At 70.6% G+C, this 18,866-nt stretch carries 18 protein-coding genes and 1 tRNA gene; 10 read left to right on the top strand and 9 right to left on the bottom strand.

Translation table 11 applies throughout. The features are described 5' to 3' along the window. Positions 1-105: 105 nt before the first annotated feature. The 3 genes from aroA to serC all read right to left on the bottom strand — a co-directional run bounded on the left by aroA (position 106) and on the right by serC (position 3,817). Positions 106-1,428, bottom strand: a complete 1,323-nt coding sequence (aroA, locus tag MNO14_RS07480) for a 3-phosphoshikimate 1-carboxyvinyltransferase (protein WP_241946060.1) — start codon at positions 1,426-1,428, stop codon at positions 106-108. Next, a complete protein-coding gene (gene pheA / locus MNO14_RS07475) occupies positions 1,425-2,546 on the bottom strand; it encodes a prephenate dehydratase (RefSeq protein ID WP_241946059.1) in 1,122 nt (373 codons plus the stop codon). The genes aroA and pheA overlap by 4 nt, the downstream gene beginning before the upstream one ends. 170 nt (positions 2,547-2,716) lie before the next feature. After that, positions 2,717-3,817 (bottom strand): phosphoserine transaminase, encoded by a 1,101-nt coding sequence (gene serC, locus MNO14_RS07470; RefSeq protein ID WP_241946058.1) that lies wholly within the window; start codon positions 3,815-3,817, stop codon positions 2,717-2,719. Between the two features lie 131 nt (positions 3,818-3,948). Here serC and msrP point away from each other — a divergent pair, with 131 nt between their 5' ends. Beyond that, positions 3,949-4,914: a protein-methionine-sulfoxide reductase catalytic subunit MsrP gene (gene msrP / locus MNO14_RS07465; protein WP_241946057.1), complete on the top strand. Its 966-nt coding sequence runs from the start codon at positions 3,949-3,951 to the stop codon at positions 4,912-4,914. A gap of 41 nt (positions 4,915-4,955) precedes the next feature. Beyond that, a complete protein-coding gene (locus MNO14_RS07460; protein WP_241946295.1) occupies positions 4,956-5,564 on the top strand; it encodes a protein-methionine-sulfoxide reductase heme-binding subunit MsrQ in 609 nt (202 codons plus the stop codon). Between the two features lie 22 nt (positions 5,565-5,586). Here the strand turns inward: MNO14_RS07460 and MNO14_RS07455 are convergent, their stop codons facing one another. Both MNO14_RS07455 and MNO14_RS07450 read right to left on the bottom strand, forming a co-directional pair. Continuing rightward, positions 5,587-5,820 carry a hypothetical protein gene (locus MNO14_RS07455; RefSeq protein WP_241946056.1) on the bottom strand — a complete coding sequence of 78 codons (234 nt, stop codon included), beginning with the start codon at positions 5,818-5,820 and terminating at the stop codon, positions 5,587-5,589. A gap of 32 nt (positions 5,821-5,852) precedes the next feature. Next, the gene (locus MNO14_RS07450) at positions 5,853-6,656 is read right to left on the bottom strand and encodes an FHA domain-containing protein (protein WP_241946055.1); all 804 of its coding nucleotides are present in this window, start codon (positions 6,654-6,656) and stop codon (positions 5,853-5,855) included. A gap of 104 nt (positions 6,657-6,760) precedes the next feature. On the opposite strand from MNO14_RS07450, the gene MNO14_RS07445 reads away from it, so the two are divergent. From MNO14_RS07445 to MNO14_RS07435, 3 genes are all read left to right on the top strand, one after another. Beyond that, the gene (locus MNO14_RS07445; protein WP_241946054.1) at positions 6,761-7,033 is read left to right on the top strand and encodes a polyhydroxyalkanoic acid system family protein; all 273 of its coding nucleotides are present in this window, start codon (positions 6,761-6,763) and stop codon (positions 7,031-7,033) included. A 155-nt stretch (positions 7,034-7,188) separates the two neighbouring features. Beyond that, positions 7,189-7,263, top strand: a tRNA-Val gene (locus tag MNO14_RS07440). A 197-nt stretch (positions 7,264-7,460) separates the two neighbouring features. Next, positions 7,461-8,078, top strand: coding sequence for a mechanosensitive ion channel family protein (locus MNO14_RS07435; protein WP_241946053.1), 618 nt, complete (start codon positions 7,461-7,463; stop codon positions 8,076-8,078). A 115-nt stretch (positions 8,079-8,193) separates the two neighbouring features. Here MNO14_RS07435 and MNO14_RS07430 read toward each other — a convergent pair whose 3' ends face one another. Both MNO14_RS07430 and MNO14_RS07425 read right to left on the bottom strand, forming a co-directional pair. Beyond that, the gene (locus MNO14_RS07430; protein ID WP_241946052.1) at positions 8,194-8,541 is read right to left on the bottom strand and encodes a RidA family protein; all 348 of its coding nucleotides are present in this window, start codon (positions 8,539-8,541) and stop codon (positions 8,194-8,196) included. A gap of 80 nt (positions 8,542-8,621) precedes the next feature. Then, the gene (locus MNO14_RS07425; RefSeq protein ID WP_241946051.1) at positions 8,622-8,885 is read right to left on the bottom strand and encodes a DksA/TraR family C4-type zinc finger protein; all 264 of its coding nucleotides are present in this window, start codon (positions 8,883-8,885) and stop codon (positions 8,622-8,624) included. A 91-nt stretch (positions 8,886-8,976) separates the two neighbouring features. Here MNO14_RS07425 and MNO14_RS07420 point away from each other — a divergent pair, with 91 nt between their 5' ends. Beyond that, positions 8,977-10,230 carry a TIGR03862 family flavoprotein gene (locus MNO14_RS07420; RefSeq protein WP_241946050.1) on the top strand — a complete coding sequence of 418 codons (1,254 nt, stop codon included), beginning with the start codon at positions 8,977-8,979 and terminating at the stop codon, positions 10,228-10,230. 18 nt (positions 10,231-10,248) lie between these two features. Here MNO14_RS07420 and MNO14_RS07415 read toward each other — a convergent pair whose 3' ends face one another. Continuing rightward, on the bottom strand, positions 10,249-13,128 hold the full coding sequence (locus MNO14_RS07415; RefSeq protein ID WP_241946049.1) for a GGDEF and EAL domain-containing protein: 2,880 nt from the start codon (positions 13,126-13,128) through the stop codon (positions 10,249-10,251). 193 nt (positions 13,129-13,321) lie between these two features. Between MNO14_RS07415 and MNO14_RS07410 the strand changes: the two genes are divergently transcribed. Genes MNO14_RS07410 through MNO14_RS07395 form a run of 4 tightly spaced genes read left to right on the top strand, consistent with a single transcriptional unit; the run spans position 13,322 to position 17,148 of the window. Then, complete coding sequence (locus MNO14_RS07410) at positions 13,322-13,888, top strand: RNA polymerase sigma factor (RefSeq protein ID WP_241946048.1); 567 nt, start codon at positions 13,322-13,324, stop codon at positions 13,886-13,888. After that, entirely contained in the window at positions 13,885-14,772 is an 888-nt protein-coding gene (locus MNO14_RS07405; RefSeq protein ID WP_241946047.1) for a hypothetical protein, read from the top strand. The genes MNO14_RS07410 and MNO14_RS07405 overlap by 4 nt, the downstream gene beginning before the upstream one ends. A gap of 7 nt (positions 14,773-14,779) precedes the next feature. After that, positions 14,780-15,370: a YigZ family protein gene (locus MNO14_RS07400; protein ID WP_241946046.1), complete on the top strand. Its 591-nt coding sequence runs from the start codon at positions 14,780-14,782 to the stop codon at positions 15,368-15,370. After that, positions 15,370-17,148, top strand: a complete 1,779-nt coding sequence (locus MNO14_RS07395) for an ABC transporter transmembrane domain-containing protein (RefSeq protein WP_241946045.1) — start codon at positions 15,370-15,372, stop codon at positions 17,146-17,148. The genes MNO14_RS07400 and MNO14_RS07395 overlap by 1 nt, the downstream gene beginning before the upstream one ends. Positions 17,149-17,182: 34 nt before the next feature. Here the strand turns inward: MNO14_RS07395 and MNO14_RS07390 are convergent, their stop codons facing one another. Further along, on the bottom strand, positions 17,183-18,823 hold the full coding sequence (locus tag MNO14_RS07390; RefSeq protein ID WP_241946044.1) for an acyl-CoA dehydrogenase family protein: 1,641 nt from the start codon (positions 18,821-18,823) through the stop codon (positions 17,183-17,185). Positions 18,824-18,866 lie beyond the last annotated feature (43 nt).

Raw genomic sequence — 18,866 nt, 5'->3', positions numbered from 1 at the left:
GAGCAGGCTTCAACGTCAGCATTGCGAACGCGGCTGGGTGTGGCGCTGCAGCGGATCTGAAACTGCAGGCGTGACCCTGCGAGTCGACGGAACGCCGCCGAGCCCTCAGTCGCCCTGCAGGCCGAACCCGGCCCCGCGCGCCAGCGGCACGAAACCGGGGAACGAAGTCGCGACGTTGGCGGTATCGCAGATCGCGACGTCGCCGTCCGCCCGCTGGGCGGCCACCGCAAATGCCATCGCGATGCGATGGTCGCCGTGACTCTCGACCTCACCGCCGCCGAACACCGCCCCTGCCCCGGCGCTGCCGGGAATCGTCGCGCCATCGGGCGCCTCGTCGATCGCGATACCCAGCGTGCGCAGTCCGGTGGCCATCACCGCGATGCGGTCCGACTCCTTGACCCGGAGCTCGGCGGCGCCGGTCACGCGGGTCGGCCCGTCGGCGCAGGCGGCGGCGACGAACAGCGCCGGGAACTCGTCGATCATGTCCGGCACGTGGACCTCCGGCACATCGATGCCGCGCAGCGGTGCGTGGCGCACGCGAAGGTCGGCGACCGGCTCGCCGCCCTGTTCGCCGGCGTTCGAGGCCTCGATGTCCGCGCCCATCAGCCGCAGCACGTGTAGCAGGCCGGTGCGGCGCGGGTTCATGCCGACCCGGCGCAACAACAGGTCCGAGCCGGGCACGATCGACGCCGCCACCAGGAAGAAGGCCGCCGACGAGAAGTCAGCCGGCACGTGCACATCGGTTGCGCGCAGGCGATGCCCGCCCGATAGCCGCGCCAGCCCCGGCGAGAAGTCGATCGGCCAGCCGAACGCGGCGAGCATGCGCTCGGTGTAGTCGCGGGTGGGCCGCGGCTCGTGGATCACGGTCTCGCCGTCGGCATACAGGCCAGCGAGCAGCAGCGCCGACTTGACTTGCGCGCTGGCCAGCGCGTTCTCGTACTCGATGCCGGCTAGGCGCTGGCCGCCGTGCACGCGCAGTGGCGGCACGCCGCCCTCACCGGTGTCGATGCGCGCGCCCATACGCGCCAAGGGCTCGGTGACCCGCCGCATCGGCCGCTTGGACAGCGACGCATCGCCGACCAGCTCGCTGTCGAAGGCCTGACCGGCGAGCAAGCCGGCCAGCAGGCGCATGCCGGTGCCGGCATTGCCGCAGTCGAGCGGGCCGTCGGCGGCGTGCAGACCATCGATGCCGACGCCATGGACGACACGCTCGCCCCCGGCAAGGGTCTCGATGGACACGCCGAGACGGCGGAAGATCGCCTCGGTGGCACGAGCGTCTTCGCCTTCGAGAAAGCCGGTGATGCGCGAGGTGCCATCGGCCAGCGAGGCGAGCATGATCGCCCGGTGCGAGACCGACTTGTCGCCCGGCACGTCGAGTTCGCCGCGCAGCGGCGCGCCGGCGGTGGCGCTCCAGCGTGCGGCGCTCATGGCACGGCCACAGGGTAAGACCCCAGTACACGAACATCGCCGGCGAAGGCGTCGATCTCGCCCAGTGCGTCCTTGAGTGGGGATTCGTCGACATGGCCGGCGACGTCGATGAAGAAGGCGTACTGCCACAGCGCGCCGTGCGCGGGCCGGGATTCGATCCGGTTCATGCTGATGCCGCGCCGCGCCAGCGGCTCGAGGATGCGGTAGAGCGCGCCGGGTTGGTCGCGGATGAAGACCATCAGCGAGGTGCGGTCATTGCCCGACGGCGGGAACGCGCCGCGGCCAATGACCAGAAAGCGCGTGGTGTTGTCGCTGCGGTCCTCGATCGGCCCGGCGATGACCTTCATACCGTAGACGTGTGCGGCGTTCTCGCCGGCAATGGCGGCGGCATCGTCGGATTTCTGCGCCCGGCGCACGCCCTCGGCGTTGCTGACCACCGCGTGCTTCTCTGCCTGCGGCAGGTTCTGGCGCAGCCAGCCCTTGCACTGCGCCAGCGACAGCCCATGCGAATACACCCGCTCGATCTCGTCGAGCCGGCCGGTGCGCGAAAGCAGGTACTGGTGCACGCGCAGCTCGACCTCGCCGCAGATGCGCAGCGGCGAGGTCAGGAACAGGTCGAGCGTGGACTGAATCGTGCCCTGCCCGGAGTTTTCGACCGGCACCACACCGAAATCAGCGTGGCCGGCGGCGACTTCGTCAAACACCTCTTCGATGCTCGCCAGCGGCAGGCCCATCGCCGAATGACCGAACTGTTTGTGCACCGCCTGCTGGGAGAACGTGCCTTCCGGGCCGAGGTAGCCGATCTTCAGCGGCTCCTGCTGGGCCAGGCACGCCGACATGATCTCGCGGAACAGGCGCACCAGTTCGGTGTCCGACAGCGGGCCGTCATTGCGGTCGACCACGCGGCGCAGCACCTGGGCCTCGCGCTCGGGCCGGTAGTAGTCGACTGCGGCGGCGAGCTTGCCCTTGGCCTTGCCGACCTGGCGCGCGAACTGCGCACGTTCGGCGATCAGCGTCTGGATCTGGTGGTCGATGCCGTCGATCTGCGCGCGCACTGCGGCCAGGTCGGGCGGCGGTGCGGCTTTGTCGGCGGCTGTTTTCTTCGGCTTGGCGGCCATCAATGGTCTCTCAGAATCGATGCTGGGTTACGGTCGCACAACACTGGCGCCGACACACCGACGCCGTCCGTGACGCCGCAATATCGTGCGCTCTGGCCACATCCGGCGATCCATCGCCGGGCATTCGCGGGTCACTGTCGATGCCGGACGGCATCGGGATAGCGGGCCGCTCATCCCCGCCGCTGCTGGAAATCCTGCATGTAGGCGACGAGCGCGCGGACACCATCGACCGGCATCGCGTTGTAGATCGACGCGCGCATGCCGCCGAGCACCCGGTGGCCCTTGAGCCCGATCAGCCCGGCCTCGCGCGCGCCGGCCAGGAAGTCGGCGTCAAGTGCGGGGTCGGCCAGGAAGAACGGCACGTTCATGCGCGAACGCACGTTGTGCGCGACATCGTTGCGGTAGAAGCCACCCGAGCTGTCAATGGCGGCATACAGCAGTCCGGCCTTCTCGTCGCTGCGGCGGTCGAACTCGGCGGTGCCGCCCTGGTCGAGCATCCAGCGGAACACCAGTCCGGCCAGGTACCAGTTCCAGGTCGGCGGGGTATTGAGCATCGAGTCGTTGGCCAGGTGCGAGGCGTAGTTGAAGATGTCGGCGCGCGGCTGGCCGGCACGCCCGAGCAGGTCGCGCCGCACGATGACGACCGAGATGCCGACCGGGCCCAGGTTCTTCTGGGCGCCGGCATAGATCAGGCCGTAGCGGGTGATGTCGATCGGCTCGGACGCGATGCTGGAGCTGAAATCGGCGAACAACGGGACATCGCCGGTATCGGGCGCGGGCGCGCCCCAGGCCGGCCGGAACTCGACGCCGTGGATGGTCTCGTTGGCGGTGATGTGCACATAGGCCGCGCCCGGGGTCAGGCGCCAGGTCTCGCGCGCCGGGATCGTGCGAAAGCCATCGGCCTCGCCGCTGGCGGCGACGTTGACCGCAACCGCCGGGGTGAGCTGGCGCAGCGCCGTGCGTCCCCAATGGCCGGTCACGACGTAGTCGACGGTATCGCCGGGCGCCGCAAAGTTCAGCGCGATCAGCGCCTGCTGGGTGGTCGCCCCGCCCTGCAGGAACAGCACCGCGTAATCGTCGGGCACCGCGAGCAGCGTCCGCAGATCGGCCTCGGCGCGCGTGGCCACGGCCATGAACTCCGGCCCGCGGTGGCTCATCTCGACAATCGAGGCGCCGGCATCGCCCCATTCCAGCATGTCGGCCTGGGCCTGTTTCAGCACGCTTTCAGGCAATGCCGCAGGTCCAGGGGCAAAGTTGTAGGCTCGCGCCATCGCTCGACTCCGCTCGTTCGCAGGCTGGCAAGTATGCCGCAGTGCAGCAGCCTTGACGCGCGGCCAATGGTTGCGATGGCAACGTATTCCGCGTTGCCCTACTTGCGGCGCGCACGCGCCAGGAGCCAGCGATGTCATTGCGCGACGCCTTGCGGATTCCCGAATCCAAGATCACCGACGAGGCGGTCTATCGCGACCGTCGTCGCCTGCTCGCCTTGCTGGCCGCGACCCCGGCGCTGGGCCTGGCCGGCTGCGCGGAGGCCGAACCGCCGCCGCCCAGCACCGCCCCGGTCACCCCCGCACAGGCGCGCAGCGGTTTTCGCACCGACGAGCCGCTGACCCGCTACGAGGACATCACCTCGTACAACAACTTCTACGAGTTCGGCACCGGCAAGGCCGACCCCTCGCGCGCGGCCAAGACCCTGCGCACGACGCCCTGGAGCGTGGAGGTGGCTGGCGAATGCGCCAAGCCCGGGCACATCGCGCTCGAAGACCTGCTGCGCGGCATCACCAGCGAAGAACGCATCTATCGCCTGCGCTGCGTGGAAGGCTGGTCAATGGTGATCCCGTGGACCGGCGTGCCGCTGGCCGCGGTGCTGCGCCGGTTCGAGCCCACCGCCAAGGCCAAGTACGTGGCCTTCACCACGCTGGCCGACCGCGAGCAGATGCCGGGCCTGCGCTTTCGTTCGATCCGCTGGCCGTACCGCGAGGGCCTGCGCATCGACGAGGCCATGCACCCGCTCGCGTTCCTGGCGACCGGCCTGTACGGCAAGGCCTTGCCGCAACAGAACGGCGCGCCGCTGCGGCTGGTCGTGCCGTGGAAGTACGGCTTCAAGAGCATCAAGTCGATCGTGCAGATCCGCTTCGTCGAGCGCATGCCCAGCACCGCGTGGAACGACCTGCAGCCGTCGGAGTATGGCTTCTTCAGCAACGTCAATCCGGCGGTCGACCACCCGCGCTGGAGCCAGAAGACCGAGCGCCGGATCGCCGGCACCAACCGATTGCTCGCCAACCGCATCGACACCCGTCCATTCAACGGCTACGCCGACCAGGTCGCCTCGCTCTACGCCGGCATGGATCTGCGCAAGTGGTATTGAGCCCGTCGCGCGTGCCCAAGCGCCGCGCGACGCCGACCGGCATCATCGCCGGCAAGGCACTGGTGCACGCCTTAGCGCTTGCGCCGCTGGTCTGGCTCGGCTGGCGCGTATGGGGTGTGCTCGGCGGCGGCAACATCGACGCGCTCGGGGCCGAGCCTGTGGTGGCGATCGAGCACGAACTGGGCATCGGCGCCCTGCGCCTGCTGCTGATCACGCTGGCGATCACGCCATTGCGCCAGCTTAGCGGATGGACCGCGCCGCTGCGCTTTCGGCGGATGCTCGGGCTGTACGCCTTTGTCTACGCCAGCCTGCATTTCGCCGCCTGGCTGGCGCTGGACCTGCTGGGCGACCTGTCGCAGGTCGCCACCGAGATCGCGCGCCGGCCCTACATCACCGTGGGCTTTCTTGCCTGGCTGCTGCTGGTGCCTTTGGCGGTGACCTCGACGCTCGGCTGGATGCGCCGGCTGGGCCGTAACTGGGGCCGGCTGCACCGCCTGGTCTACCTGATCGCGGCACTGGCGGTGCTGCACTTCTGGTGGATCGTGAAATCGGACTGGCGCGAGCCGGCGCTCTATGCCGGACTGCTGGCCCTGCTGTTGGGGTGGCGGATATGGAAAGCGCTGGCGCGACGACGCGCCGCGGTGCGCTGACGATCACCCGCCGCCGCAGCCGTCAGCGGCCCGACAGCAAGGCGGCGCGGCGGCGCGCATGTTCGTCCGCATCGATCGCGCCTTCGCGGTGCAGGCGGTCGAGCGCGGCCACCTGCGCCACCAGCCCCTCGTTGAGCGCCAGGGGCGGCCTGCGTTGGCTGCGCACGATCGCCCAGACGACGACCCCGACCACGCCGGCGAAGATCACGACCAGGAGCAGCAGGATGATCAGGTGCCAGATGCTGAAGGCAAACATAGCGATCGCTCCTTCAAAAAAAGCGTGCCAGCTCAGCTGGCGCCGAACTGGAACAGTGCGCCCAGCGCCGCGGCCATCAGCACCGCCGCCAGCAACAGCCAGGGCAAGCGCAGGCGCCCGGTCGACGGGACATCGAATGGATCGGCCGCATCGTCGAACGCGTCCGCCGAGCCATGGCCGAACGTGACCATACCGCCGCGGGCCGGCGCTTCGACGACGAAGCGATGGTGGGCGTCGAACACGATCTGGTCGCCGGGCTGCAACAGCGCGTCGCGCACCGTCTGGCCATTGACCACGCTGCCCTCCGCCGAGCCCAGGTCGATCAGCCGCACCCGCTCGCCCACCCGCTCCAGGCGCGCATGACGATCGGCGAAGCCCGGATCGTCGATCCGGATGTCGGCATCGGACTGGCGACCGATCAGGCGCGCGCGGTCGAGCGTGAAGCAGCGCCCGTGGTAGCGGCCGCCCAGGCCGCGCAGCACCATGCGCGGATCGGGATCGGCCGCATCGCCATGCGGCAGGTCCTCCGCGGACGGCGGCGCGGGCGTCTGCTCGGGAAGCAGACGCAGCTCGTGCCCCTCTACGAAGATCGCATCGCCGGTGCGCAGCATCGCCACGCGCTGGATGCGGCGTCCGTTGACGTGGACGCCGCCGGCGTTCTCGCCGACCGTCAGCCACACGCCGCGGCGGTCGACGCACACGCGCACGCAGGCCGCATCGGTCGCCACCGGGCCGAGCCCGGCGCCGTCGGCGCGCAGGCCCAGCCCGAGCTCGCCCGCATCGAGGGGCAGATCATCGGTCGAGGAGCCGGGAAAACGCAGCTTGAGCGCAGTCATGCGGCGGAAATCTAGCACGAGCCGCGCCGCGCGCCGCATCCGTCACTTGGTCGATGCGCCGCGGCGCCGCAGAATGAGCGCCCAATCCAGACAAAGCGACCGACATGTCCGGTATCGACATCACCCATCCCCACTCCCTGCCGCAGGCGCAGGCACGCAGCGCGGTCGAAGACGTCGCGCGCCTGCTGGCCGAGCGTTTCGACATGAAGTACGCGTGGAGCGGCGACACGCTCAACTTCAACCGCTCCGGCGTCGACGGCGCGATCGCCCTGCTGCCCGACAGCCTGCACGTGACCGCCAAGCTGGGCTTCCTGCTCTCGGCCATGCGCGGCCCGATCGAGGCCGAGATCCGCCGCGTGCTGTCGGAGCGGTTCTGAGCGCGGGGACGGCGTTCGCGACACGCCTGCACGCACAGCTTGTCGGCGCGTCGATTCGACCGTAGAATGCGCGTCCCGATCGCACCGGCCGCCTTGCGGCCCCGGCGATACGGACGGCGGAACGGCGACGTTCTCAGTCCTGGCGGCAGCGTTTCGGGCGGTTAGCTCAGCGGTAGAGCATTGCCTTCACACGGCAAGGGTCGCAGGTTCGAACCCTGCACCGCCCACCAGCAGTATCGGACAAGCCGGCCCAGTGCCGGCTTTTTCGTGTCCAACGCATGCGTCGCATCACATGCCGATGTCCATCGCCCGGCATGCCGAATTCACGATCGGCAACCGTGGCCCGATGCCACGCTTCGCGCGCGCCACGGCCCAACGATGGCGCGCGTAGAATTCCCACGACGGCGCCGCGGGCGCCCTGTGCGAAGTGGGTGTGCGCTTGACCGATCGTCTTCCCCCCTGGCTGCATGAGTGGCTCGACATCGTCGTGCCGGGCGGCCAGATCCTGCTGATCCTGCTCGCGGCCTGGTTGCTGCGCCTGCTTGGGCGGCGTCTGCTCGACCGCCTCGGACGCCGCTACACGCTGCCGCCCGAGGCGGTGATGGGCGCACGCCGGGTCATGACCTTCCTGATCTACGCGGCCGCGTTGCTGCTCGCACTCGAGCGCATGGGCGTGTCGGGCACGGTGCTGTGGACTGCATTCACGGGTTTTGCGGCGGTGGGCGCAGTGGCGTTCTTCGCGGCCTGGAGCGTGCTGTCGAACATCTTCTGCACGATGCTGATCCTGACCACGCGGCCGTTCCGGCTCTACGACCACGTCGAGCTGCTGGAGAACGGAGAGAAGCCCGGCCTGCGCGGCCAGGTCGTGGACATCAATCTGGTCTACACGACCTTGCGAGAGACCGACGACGGCGACGGCGCGGGCACCGTGCTGCAGGTGCCCAACAGCCTGTTTTTCCAGCGGGCGCTGCGACGTTGGCGCGGCGGTGCGCTGCCCGAGCCCAGGGGCGTGGGCGCCAAGCGGGGCGATCCGCTCGACGTGTGAGCCGGCGCGCCGGACGTAAACCGCGAAAACCGGGGTCGGAGTGCGATTTCGCGAGGTGAATTTGCACTCCGACCCCGGTTCTTCTGACTCCGATTTTCTCCCGCTGCGTCGGGCGTCAGCCGACGACGGCCGAGACGACGATCTCGATCCGCCAGCCCGGGTCGGCCAGCCGCGCCTCGACCGTCGCACGCGACGGCGCCTGGCCGGGGACCACCCAGCGGTCCCATTCGACGTTCATGCCGGCAAAATCGCTGATGTCGGCCAGATAGATCTGCGCCTGCAGGATGCGGGTCTTGTCGCTGCCGGCCTGCGCCAGCAGCATGTCGATCGCTTCGAGCACTTCGCGGGTCTGGACGCCGATGTCGGCGCCGGCGGTCTCGGGCACCTGCCCCGCGCAGTAGACGATGCCGTTGTGGATGCTGGCCTCGGACATGCGCGGGCCGGCGTCGATGCGCTGGATCATGGGGCGTTCCTGACGTGAAGGCCGCCCACGGTAGCGATCGCGGGCGGCTCGCCGCAAGCGCGGCGCACGAGGTATCGCGCTCAGCGCAACTGGCTGTCCTTGCTGCCACGGCGGTTGTAGCCGGCCGATGCGCGGTCCTCGTCATGCTGCGCCTGGCACTCGACGCACAGCCGCACGCCGGGCACGGCAATGCGACGCGCTTCGGGGATCGGCGCGTCGCATTCCTCGCAATGGGTCAAGCCCGGACCACGACGCAGTTGACTGCGCGCGCGCTCGATCGCGTCCTTGACGGTCGCATCGATCTGATCCTGCACCGCACCGTCGCCTGCCCATCCGGTCGCCATGGCCGACTCCTGCTGTTCGCAACGTCTACCAGGAGCGTAGCAATGCCCGTGTGGCTGGGGGATGAGTGACGCCGGCCGGCATAATGGTGCGATGTCCGATGCGCCCCGCCCCCCTGCCCCCTCCCGCCTGGCGATCGTCGGCGGCGGCCCAGCGGGTCTGTTTGCAGCAGAAGTCGCCCGCGCCGCCGGCGTGGAGGTCGACCTGTTCGATGCCAAAGGCTCGGTCGGACGCAAGTTCCTGATCGCCGGCAAGGGCGGGCTGAATCTGACCCACTCCGAACCGCGGCCGGGGTTCGACGCCCGCTATGGCGCACGCGCGGGCGCGGTCGGGCGTTGGCTCGACGTCTTCGATGCGCAGGCGCTGCGCGATTGGGCGAAGGCGCGCGGGGTGCCGACCTTCATCGGCAGCTCCGGCCGGGTGTTCCCGGAAGATCTCAAAGCGGCCCCCTTGTTGCGTGGTTGGGTGCGCCAGTTGCGCGAGGACGGCGTGCGCTTCCATGTCCAGCATCGCTGGACCGGCTGGGATGCCGACGATCGCCTGAGCTTCGCGACGCCGCAGGGACCGCATGCGCATGCGGCCGATGCCGTGCTGTTGGCGCTGGGCGGCGGCAGTTGGCCCGAACTCGGCTCCGACGGCGCCTGGCAGGCCCTGCTCGCGGCACGCGGCATCGAGGTCGCGCCGCTGGTGCCGGCCAATTGCGGGTTCGACATCGGCTGGAGCGCCCATCTGGCGCAGCGCCATGCCGGTGCGCCGCTCAAGCCGGTGGTCCTGCACTGGCGTGCGGCCAACGGCACGCCACAGGCTTTGCAGGGCGAGTGCGTGCTCACGGCGACCGGCATCGAAGGCAGCGCGGTCTACGCGATCTCGGGCGTGCTGCGCGACACCATCGCGCGCGATGGCCACGCCCTGCTCGAGCTCGACCTCGCGCCGGGGCGCGATGCTGCACGCCTGCAGCGCGATCTCGAACGCCCGCGCGGGCGCCGCAGCATCGGCGAGCACCTGCGCCGGGCGACCGGACTGGACGCCGCCAAGACCGCGCTGCTGTTCGAACGGCTCGATCGCGATGCGCTCGACGATGCTGCGCGCGTGGCCGCGACGATCAAGCGGCTGCCGCTGATCCTGCGCGCACCGCGCCCGCTGGCCGAGGCCATCTCCAGCGCCGGTGGCGTCCGCTTCGAAGCACTCGACGACGCGCTGATGCTGCGCGCGTTGCCGGGCACGTTCGTCGCCGGCGAGATGATCGACTGGGAAGCGCCGACCGGCGGCTATCTGCTCACCGCGTGCTTTGCCAGCGGCCGGCGCGCCACGCAGGGCGCGCTGGACTGGCTGCGACGCGCGCGCTGAGCGCGTCGCCAGGCCGGCTCAGCCGGTGCCGGTCGCGCGTTCGGCGACCGGACGTCCGTACAGGAAACCCTGGCCATACTGGCAGCCCAGGCCCGCGAGCAGATCGCGCTGCTGCGCGGTCTCGATGCCTTCGGCGATGGTGTCGATGCCCAAGGTTGCCGCCAGCGCCAGGATCGCGCGTACCAGCGCCAGACTTTCGGCATGCATCTCCCCACCCAGCCCGAGCACGAAGCTCTGGTCGATCTTCAGCGCCTGGATCGGGAAGCGGTGCAGATACGACAACGCCGAGAACCCGGTCCCGAAGTCGTCGAGCAGCGCCAGCACGCCATGACTGCGCAGAACGTTGAGCATGCGCAGCGCACGCGGCGCATCGTCGAGCAGCGCGACCTCGGTGATCTCGATCCGCAGCCGGCGCGGGTCGGCGCCGGCCTCGTCGATCAACCGCAACAGCCGCTCGACGAAGTTCTCCGAGCGGAAGTGCCGCGGCGAGACGTTGATCGAGACGTAGCCGGTACCGCCATCGACCGCCATGTGTCGGAAGACCTGGCGGTACATCAGCCAGTCGACCTGCTCGATCAGCCCGCTGTCCTCGCCGACGCCAATGAACTCGGCTGGCGACAGCAGCCCGTGCACTTCGTGCCGCCAGCGCAGCAAGGCCTCGTGGCCGACGACCGCGCCATCGGCCAGACGCACGATCGGCTGGAAGTGCGGCTCGAACGCGTCCTGCAGAATCGCCCGGCGCAGGTCGGCCTCCAGGTCCAGCAGGCGCATGGCCTCGGCCCGCATCGCCTCGTCGAAGCGCTCGCTGCGGTCGCGGCCGCAGGCTTTGGCCCGGTACATCGCCGCATCCGCGTCGCGCAGCACCCCGTCGCCGTCCACGTACTCGGGATGGGACATCGCAATGCCGATGCTCGCCGACGGGAACAACTCGCGACCGGCCACCCAGACCGGCTTGGCCAGGGCCGCCAGCAACGCACTCGCCCGGCGGTCTGCGATCGCTGGATCGTCGACGCCGCCGAGCAGGATCGCGAACTCGTCGCCGCCCAGTCGCGCGGCGATGTCGTCGGGCCCCAGCCAGGCGGTGATGCGCTGGGCGATCTCGACCAGCATCGCGTCACCGGCCGCATGGCCGACGCTGTCGTTGACGAGCTTGAAGCGGTCCAGGTCGAGGAACAGCACCGCGAACGCCGCCCGCCCGCCCTCGCGCAGCGGCGACAGCGCGGCATCCAGGCGTTCGAGCAGTTGCACGCGATTGGGCAATCCGGTCAACGGATCGTGGCGCGCCTGATGGACCAGGCGCTGCTGGGCGCGGATGCGCTCGCCGATCTGCGCGCGCAACTCGCGGTTGGCCCGCTCCAGCTCGCGGGTGCGCGCCTCGACGCGGAACTCGAGTTCCGTGTGTGCGGCCTTGAGCTGCTCCTGGGCGCGCTTGCGGTCCATCGCGCTGTCGATGTGATGGGCGACGAATGTCAGCAGCGCCTGGTCGTTGGGCGAGAACGCGATCTGCGGGTCGTAGCTCTGCACGACGATCACTCCGACCGGGCGACCGTCGCGGACCAGCGGCACCCCCAGCCAGCACTGCGCCTGGGTGCCGTGGCTGTGCAGCGCGCCTGCCGCCTCCAGCCGCCGGATGTCCTCATGCATGGCCCGCAATGGCGCGCCGGTCGCGATCACGTACTCGGTCAAACCATCGCCACGCGGCCGCGCCCGGCGGACCGCATCGCGCTCGTCGATCGAGTACGGAAACTCCAACCGGGTGCCGTCGGGGCTGAGCATGGCGATGTAGAAATTGCGCGCGTACAGCAGTTCGCCGACGATCGCGTGCAGGTCCGCGTAGAACCGTTCCAGACTGCCGGGCGCGGCCGACAGCTCGCTGATCCGGTACAGCGCACGCTGCAAGGTGCCGGCGCGTTCGCGCTCGGCGATCTGCGCCTGCAGCCCACGGTTGGCGGTCTGGAGTTCCTGCGTGCGCGAGGCCACCCGACGCTCGAGCTCGCCCTGGGCGCGCTTGCGGTCGAGCGCGGTCAGGATGTGCTGGGCGACGAACTCCAGCAGCGCCCGATCCTCGTCGCGGTAGCGGTCCGGCTGGTCGTAGCTCTGCACCACAAGCGCCCCGCAGATGCGCCCGTCGCGGCGCAGCGGCACGCCCAACCAGTCGGCACTGTCGGGGCCGTGCAGCGTGTCGCTGTCTGGGAGGCCGTATTGCGCGCGCAGGGCGGCCGACGGGCCCAGCATCGGCTGGCCCTCGCGCAGCAGCACCGTGGTCAGGCTGTCGGGCATCTGCGCGATGGACAACTCCTGCTGCGGGTCGGCCTGCCAGGGATCGCGTTCATCGACGAAGTACAGGAAGCGCAGCGTCTCGCGCAGGTCGTCGTAGAGCACGATGTAGAAGTTCTCGGCCGTGGTCAGCCGGCCGACGACGGCATGGATGCGCGCCAACACCTCGTCCATGTCCAGTGTGGAACTGGCCAGCTCGGCGATCTCGTAGAGCGCCTGCTGCAACCGCTCGGCGCGGCGCATCGATTCGAGCCGGCACTCGGCGCGGGCCACGGCCAGCGCCCCGGCCACGCCGTACAGGGCCGCGGGCAACCAGGCCGCGGCGGTGGCGTCATTCCCAGTATCGACCTGGATCGCGATCGCGAGCCGGTCGTCGTCCTGCGTCAGCGCGCGGGCGTGACGCCGCAGGCCCGCCGGCGCCGTCGTATCGCCCTCGGTGCCGGTGCGCAGGGTCGCCTCGGCCAGCGTGGTCAGGTCGTCGGGCGCATGGTCGGAGGTCAGCACACCGCTGCCGGACGCGCGCGATGCCCACGTCACCGCCACCGCCGCACCCGCAGGCGCCGTCGCGATGACGGCACGGAGCGGCGCTTCGACGTCGTCGGCGGCAGCGGCCGCGTTCATGCGATGGCAGGCAGGCACGGTGCTCGACGATTCAGATCCCGCGGCAGCATACCCAAAAGCGCGTCCATTGCCGCGCACGCAACCCCATCGGCCGCGTCCGCGCGTTGTCCAGGGCATGGCCGCCCTCGCCCGCCCCTGTCGCACGGCACCTGCGGGCTTCACGCCCGGCGTCGCGCCACGTACTCTGCGACGCATGCACGATGTCGCCAGCCAGCAGGAGCCCCCCGGCGACGACGCCCTGATGCTGGCGTGGACCGCGGGCGACGTGGCGGCATTCGAGACCCTGTATCGGCGCCACCGCGACAAGCTCTACCGCTTCCTGGTGCGCCAGGTGCGCAACCCCGCATTGGCCGAGGAGATCTTCCAGGATGTCTGGCAGCGGGTCATCGCGGCGCGCGAAGGCTGGCGACCCGATGCGCTGTTCGCCACTTGGCTCTACCGCATCGCCCACAATCGCCTGGCCGACCACTGGCGCGCGGCGCAGCATCGCCCGCCACCGCCCGAAGACGCCGACCTGCGGACGGCGCGCATCGTCGACCCGGACGATCCGGAGCGGCAGTTGTCGCAGTTCGAGCAGCGGCGCGGCTTGCAGCTCGCACTCGATGCGCTGCCCGACGAGCAGCGCGAAGTCGTGCTGCTGCGGCTCGAACACGAGCTCACGCTCGAAGAGATCGGCCAGATCACCGGTGTCGGCCGCGAAACGGTGAAATCGCGGCTGCGCTACGCGATGGACAAACTGCGCGCGACGTTGACCTCATGAACAGCCCCGACCGCGAACCGCTGACGCCCGAGGAACAGTGGCTGGCCGACCGGCTGGCCTCGGGTCCGACCGCACCGTCTCCGGCGGTCGATGCCGCGATCCTGGCCGCCGCGCGCCACGCGGCGCAGGACGCGACCGGGCCGGCCTACGCCGCGGCCCCTGCGACGCCCGTACAGACGACCCAGCGCCGTCGCCGCCGCTGGCCGGTGGCATTCGGTGCGGCCGCTTCGCTGGCGGTCGCCGTTGGTGTGGCGTGGCAACTGCGGCCGGTGCCCGAAGCGCCGCACACCGCCTGGGCCGAGCACACGGAGGGCATGCAGGACACTGCGCCGGCGGTGGCCCACGACGCACCGTCCCCTGCCGCGGCACGGGCGCCGGCGCCGAGGCACGCGCCCGAGGCGACGCCCACCCAGGACGCGCCGCAATCGCCGCAGGCCTCGGCCGCCGTCGAGGCGCCCGCCGTTGGCCGCACGGCGGAGGCGCCCGTCTCCGGCCTGCCCATGCCGGACGCACCCCAGACGGCGGGCTGGGGCCCGCCGCGCGAGTCCGAATCCGCCGCCACGGCCTATGGCAACCGCGTGACGACCGCGGAGCCGGCGTCGATGCAACACGAGGCGGCCGCCGAAGCCGACCGGGCGTCGACGGTCCGTCCGGCGACCGCGCGGGCCCAGCCCCAGGCCATGGCGATCATCGACGACCTGCCCGACGACGACCAGCCGCCGGCGTCGGCCGACGCGCCGGAGGTGCGCGAGGCCTGGCTGGCGCGCGTGCGCGAGTTGCTCGATGCCGGCGACATCGGCGCCGCCCGTGCAAGCCTGGCCGAGTTCCATCGCCGCCATCCGCAAGCCGAACTGCCGCCCGACCTGCGCGCGTTACTGGACTAAGATCGCGATGCCGCTCGACACCCTGGCCGCGACCGCCAGCCATGTCCTTGAGGTCAAACACAGCCGCTTTGTCGCCCACGCCGCGCCGATCGCCGTCGCCGACGATGCGGCGGCGTTCCTGCAGCAGATGACCGTGCCTGATGCCACCCACAACTGCTGGGCCTGGCGACTGGGCGACCAATACCGCTCCAGCGACGACGGCGAACCGGCCGGCACCGCCGGACGCCCGATCCTGGCCGCGATCGACGGCCAGGGGTTCGACCGGGTGGTCGTGGTCGTCGTGCGCTGGTTCGGTGGCATCAAGCTCGGTGCCGGCGGTCTGGTCCGCGCTTACGGCGGCTGCGCGGCCGAGTGCCTGCGGACCGCGGCACGCATGCCGCTGATCGACACCTGCATTCTGCAGGTGCGTGCGCCCTTCGATACCCTGGGCGCACTGCATGCCGCGCTGCCGGCCGCCGCCGCGCACAAGCTCGACGAGCGTTTCGACGCCGACGGCGCGCTGCTGCGTGTCGAATTACCCCTGGATCGTGTCGCCGACTTGAAAACCCGGCTGCGCGATGCCACCCGAAACCGTATCCGCATCGACGACAATGCCTGATGGCCTTCCAATCCCGATCCACCGTGGCTGAGCCCGGCAAACCGAAGGTGCGCATCGGTGCACTGAAAACCCTGTGGCCGTTCGTCATGCGTCAACGCGGGCTGTTCGTCGCTTGGTTGATCGCGCTGGCGGCCTCGTCGCTGGCGACGCTGAGCCTGCCGCTGGCGGTGCGGCGCATGATCGACCACGGTTTCACCGGCGGCGATCAGATCGACACCGCATTCGCCTTGCTGCTGGTCGTCGCTGTGGCGCTGGCCTTGGCGACTGCGGCGCGGTTCTTTTTCGTCTCGCTGCTCGGCGAGCGCGTCGTCGCCGATCTGCGCAACCGTTTCTACGGGCACCTGCTGGACCTGGACCAGGCCTTCTTCGAGCAGAACCGCAGTGGTGACCTGGTCTCGCGCCTGAGTGCCGACACCGAGCTGCTGCGCTCGGTCGTCGGCACGACCATGTCGGTCGCGCTGCGCAGCGTGGTGATGGTACTGGGCAGCCTGACGATGCTGGTGGTCACCAGTCCGCGCCTGGCGGCCTACACGCTGGTGGGCATTCCTCTGTTCGTGCTGCCGCTGGTGCTGGGCGGGCGCAAGCTGGAGAAGGTCTCGCGGCAGAGCCAGGACCGCATCGCCGATGCGAACGCGTTGGCCAACGAGACGCTGGGCGCGATCCGCACCGTGCAGGCGCACGCGCGCGAGCCCTATGAGCGCGGCCGTTTCGGCGACGCCGTGCGCACCTCGGTCGCGACCGCACGGCGGCGCATCGGCTTGCAGGCGATCATCACCGCGATCGCGATCACGCTGATCTTCGGTGCGGTCACCGTGGTGTTGTGGTCGGGCGCGCACGACGTCGTGGCCGGGCGGATGAGCGCCGGCACGCTGGGCCAGTTCGTGCTCTACGCGCTGTTCGGCGCCGGCTCGGTCGGTGCGCTGGCCGAGGTCTGGAACGACCTGCAGCGCGCAGCCGGCGGCATGGGCCGGATCTCCGAGTTGCTCGACGAATCGCCGTCGATCCGCGCACCCGCCACGCCTGCCGCGGTGGCCCAGCCTGCGCGCGGCGCGCTGCGCTTCGACGGGGTCACCTTCCATTACCCGAGCCGGCCCGACACCGCGGCGCTGGATGGCTTCACGCTGCACGTCGCGCCGGGCGAGACGGTGGCGCTCGTGGGTCCGTCCGGCGCGGGCAAGAGCACGGTGCTGTCGCTGCTGCTGCGCTTCCACGACCCGGAGACCGGCGCGCTGTCGATCGACGGCGCGGACCTGCGCACGCTCGATCCTTCCGCGCTGCGCGAGCTGATCGCGATGGTCCCGCAGCACCCGACGATCTTCGCCGCCAGTGCCCGCGACAACATCCGCTATGGCCGGCTCGACGCAACCGACGCCGAGGTCGAGGCCGCGGCGCGCGCGGCCGAGGCACACGAGTTCATCGTCGACCTGCCGGACGGGTACGACGCCCAGTTGGGCGAGCGCGGCGCGCGGCTGTCCGGCGGCCAGCAACAGCGGATCGCGATCGCCCGCGCGCTGTTGCGCGATGCGCCGATCCTGCTGCTCGACGAGGCGACCTCGGCGCTCGACGCCCAGAGCGAGCACGCGGTCCAGCACGCGCTCGCGCGCCTGATGCAGGGCCGTACCACGCTGGTCATCGCGCATCGACTGGCGACGATCCTCAAGGCCGATCGCATCGTCGTGCTCGACCGCGGGCGGATCGTTGCCCAGGGCACGCATGCCGAGTTGCTGGCCCAGGGCGGGCTCTACGCGGAGCTGGCCAAGCTGCAGTTCATCGACTGAAGCCGCGCCCCGGCGCGGCTGCCAGCACTGCGCGTCAGGTCGGCAGCACGCGCGCCAGCGGCGCGTCGAGATCAATCCCGCGCTCGAGCGTGCCGAGCGCCAGTGCATGGGCGCTGGCCAGCCGGCTGACGCAGAACGCCGCGGCGATCGGACTGTTCGCGCGCAGCAACACCGCGCCCTGCAGCACCAGCGCGGTCGCCTCGACCAACCGCCGCGCCTGCGACTCGACGTCGTGCGGCGCACGCGCCGCGTCCGCAAGCTGCTCCGCTAGCCGGTCGGCGGCCGCGTCGAACCCTGCGTCCATGCCCCGCGCGGCCTCGATCTGCGCCTGCAGCGCCGCCGCCACGCCCGGTTCGCGCGTCAGCGCGCGCAGGACGTCCAGGCATTGCAGGTTGCCACTGCCCTCCCAGATCGAGTTCAGCGGTGCCTGCCGGTAGAGGCGCGGCAGGATCGACTCCTCGATGTAGCCCGCACCGCCAAGGCATTCCTGCGCCTCGTTGACGAACGTCGGCGCGCGCCGGCACAGCCAGTACTTGCCGATCGCCGTGGCCACGCGCGCGAAGGCCGCCTGCGCCGGGTCGCGACTTGCGGCATCGACCGCGCCGGCCACGCGCAATGCCAGCGCGACCGCGGCCTCGGTCTCGATCGCGAGATCGGCGAGCACGTTGCGCATCAACGGCTGCTCGGCAAGCGCGCGGCCGAACGCCCGCCGGTGACGGTTATGGTGCAGCGCCTGGGCCAGCGCCATGCGCATCTGCGCGGCGGCCGCGAGCATGCAATCGAGCCGGGTCAGCATCACCATCTCCAGGATCGTCGCCACGCCGCGGCCCGCCTCGCCCACCCGCAGCGCCCAGGCGCGATCGAACTCGATCTCGGCCGAGGCGTTGCTCCAGTCGCCGAGCTTGTCCTTGAGCCGCATCAGCCGGAAGTCGTTGCGCTCGCCGCCCGGTAGCCGCCGGGGCATCAGAAAGCAGGTCGGCCCGGCGTCGGCCTGCGCCAGCACCAGAAACCCGTCGGACATCGGCGCCGAGAAGAACCACTTGTGGCCGCGCAGCGTGTAGATGCCCTCGTCGCGCGTCGGGGACGCCCGGGTGGTGTTGCTGCGGACATCGCTACCACCCTGCTTCTCGGTCATGCCCATTCCCAGCGTGACGCCTGCTTTGTCGTCGATCGGCACATCGCGGGCGTCGTAGCGCATCGCCGCGACCTTGTCGGCCCAGGGGCGCAGGCGCGGCTCGCGGCGCAGCACCGGGACCGCTGCGTGAGTCATCGTCAGCGGGCAGCTGGTTCCGGCGTCGGCCTGGTGATGCAGATACGCCAGCGCCGCGCGCGCCACATGCGCGCCGGGCACCGGCTGCGCCCACGACAGGCCGGCGACGCCCTGGCCGATGGCCGCCTCCATCAGCTGGTGATAGGCGGGGTGGAACTCGACGCGGTCGATGCGGTGGCCAAAGCGGTCGTGCGTGCGCAGCCGCGGGCGATCGCGGTTGGCGTCGAAGCCTGCGGCGTAGAGCGCATCGCCAGCAAGCGCGCCGTAGCTCGCCAGTCGATCGGTAAAGGCGGCACCGCCTTCGCGCGCCACCGCCTCGCATAGCGCGACATCGTCATGCCAGAGGTCGCGTGGCGCGAACTCCGGCGGCTGGTTGTCGACCTCGTGGGTGGCGTCTGTAGCCATGGCGCACGTCTCCATCCTCGGACCTGCGCTGATTCTCGCGCAT

The sequence above is a fragment of the Luteimonas sp. S4-F44 genome, assembly GCF_022637415.1.
Classification (GTDB): Bacteria; Pseudomonadota; Gammaproteobacteria; order Xanthomonadales; family Xanthomonadaceae; genus Luteimonas.
This window is presented reverse-complemented; position numbering and strand designations above follow the sequence as displayed.

Excerpts from the sequence above, each read along its gene's own strand:
- MNO14_RS07410 (WP_241946048.1), top strand. The coding sequence starts at position 13,322 with ATGCACGATGTCGCCAGCCAGCAGGAGCCCCCCGGCGACGACGCCCTG.
- MNO14_RS07395 (WP_241946045.1), top strand. The coding sequence starts at position 15,370 with ATGGCCTTCCAATCCCGATCCACCGTGGCTGAGCCCGGCAAACCGAAG.
- MNO14_RS07400 (WP_241946046.1), top strand. The coding sequence starts at position 14,780 with ATGCCGCTCGACACCCTGGCCGCGACCGCCAGCCATGTCCTTGAGGTC.
- MNO14_RS07405 (WP_241946047.1), top strand. The coding sequence starts at position 13,885 with ATGAACAGCCCCGACCGCGAACCGCTGACGCCCGAGGAACAGTGGCTG.
- MNO14_RS07450 (WP_241946055.1), bottom strand. The coding sequence starts at position 6,656 with ATGACTGCGCTCAAGCTGCGTTTTCCCGGCTCCTCGACCGATGATCTG.
- pheA (WP_241946059.1), bottom strand. The coding sequence starts at position 2,546 with ATGGCCGCCAAGCCGAAGAAAACAGCCGCCGACAAAGCCGCACCGCCG.
- MNO14_RS07420 (WP_241946050.1), top strand. The coding sequence starts at position 8,977 with ATGTCCGATGCGCCCCGCCCCCCTGCCCCCTCCCGCCTGGCGATCGTC.
- msrP (WP_241946057.1), top strand. The coding sequence starts at position 3,949 with ATGTCATTGCGCGACGCCTTGCGGATTCCCGAATCCAAGATCACCGAC.
- MNO14_RS07390 (WP_241946044.1), bottom strand. The coding sequence starts at position 18,823 with ATGGCTACAGACGCCACCCACGAGGTCGACAACCAGCCGCCGGAGTTC.
- aroA (WP_241946060.1), bottom strand. The coding sequence starts at position 1,428 with ATGAGCGCCGCACGCTGGAGCGCCACCGCCGGCGCGCCGCTGCGCGGC.
- MNO14_RS07425 (WP_241946051.1), bottom strand. The coding sequence starts at position 8,885 with ATGGCGACCGGATGGGCAGGCGACGGTGCGGTGCAGGATCAGATCGAT.
- MNO14_RS07455 (WP_241946056.1), bottom strand. The coding sequence starts at position 5,820 with ATGTTTGCCTTCAGCATCTGGCACCTGATCATCCTGCTGCTCCTGGTC.
- serC (WP_241946058.1), bottom strand. The coding sequence starts at position 3,817 with ATGGCGCGAGCCTACAACTTTGCCCCTGGACCTGCGGCATTGCCTGAA.
- MNO14_RS07445 (WP_241946054.1), top strand. The coding sequence starts at position 6,761 with ATGTCCGGTATCGACATCACCCATCCCCACTCCCTGCCGCAGGCGCAG.
- MNO14_RS07430 (WP_241946052.1), bottom strand. The coding sequence starts at position 8,541 with ATGATCCAGCGCATCGACGCCGGCCCGCGCATGTCCGAGGCCAGCATC.
- MNO14_RS07415 (WP_241946049.1), bottom strand. The coding sequence starts at position 13,128 with ATGAACGCGGCCGCTGCCGCCGACGACGTCGAAGCGCCGCTCCGTGCC.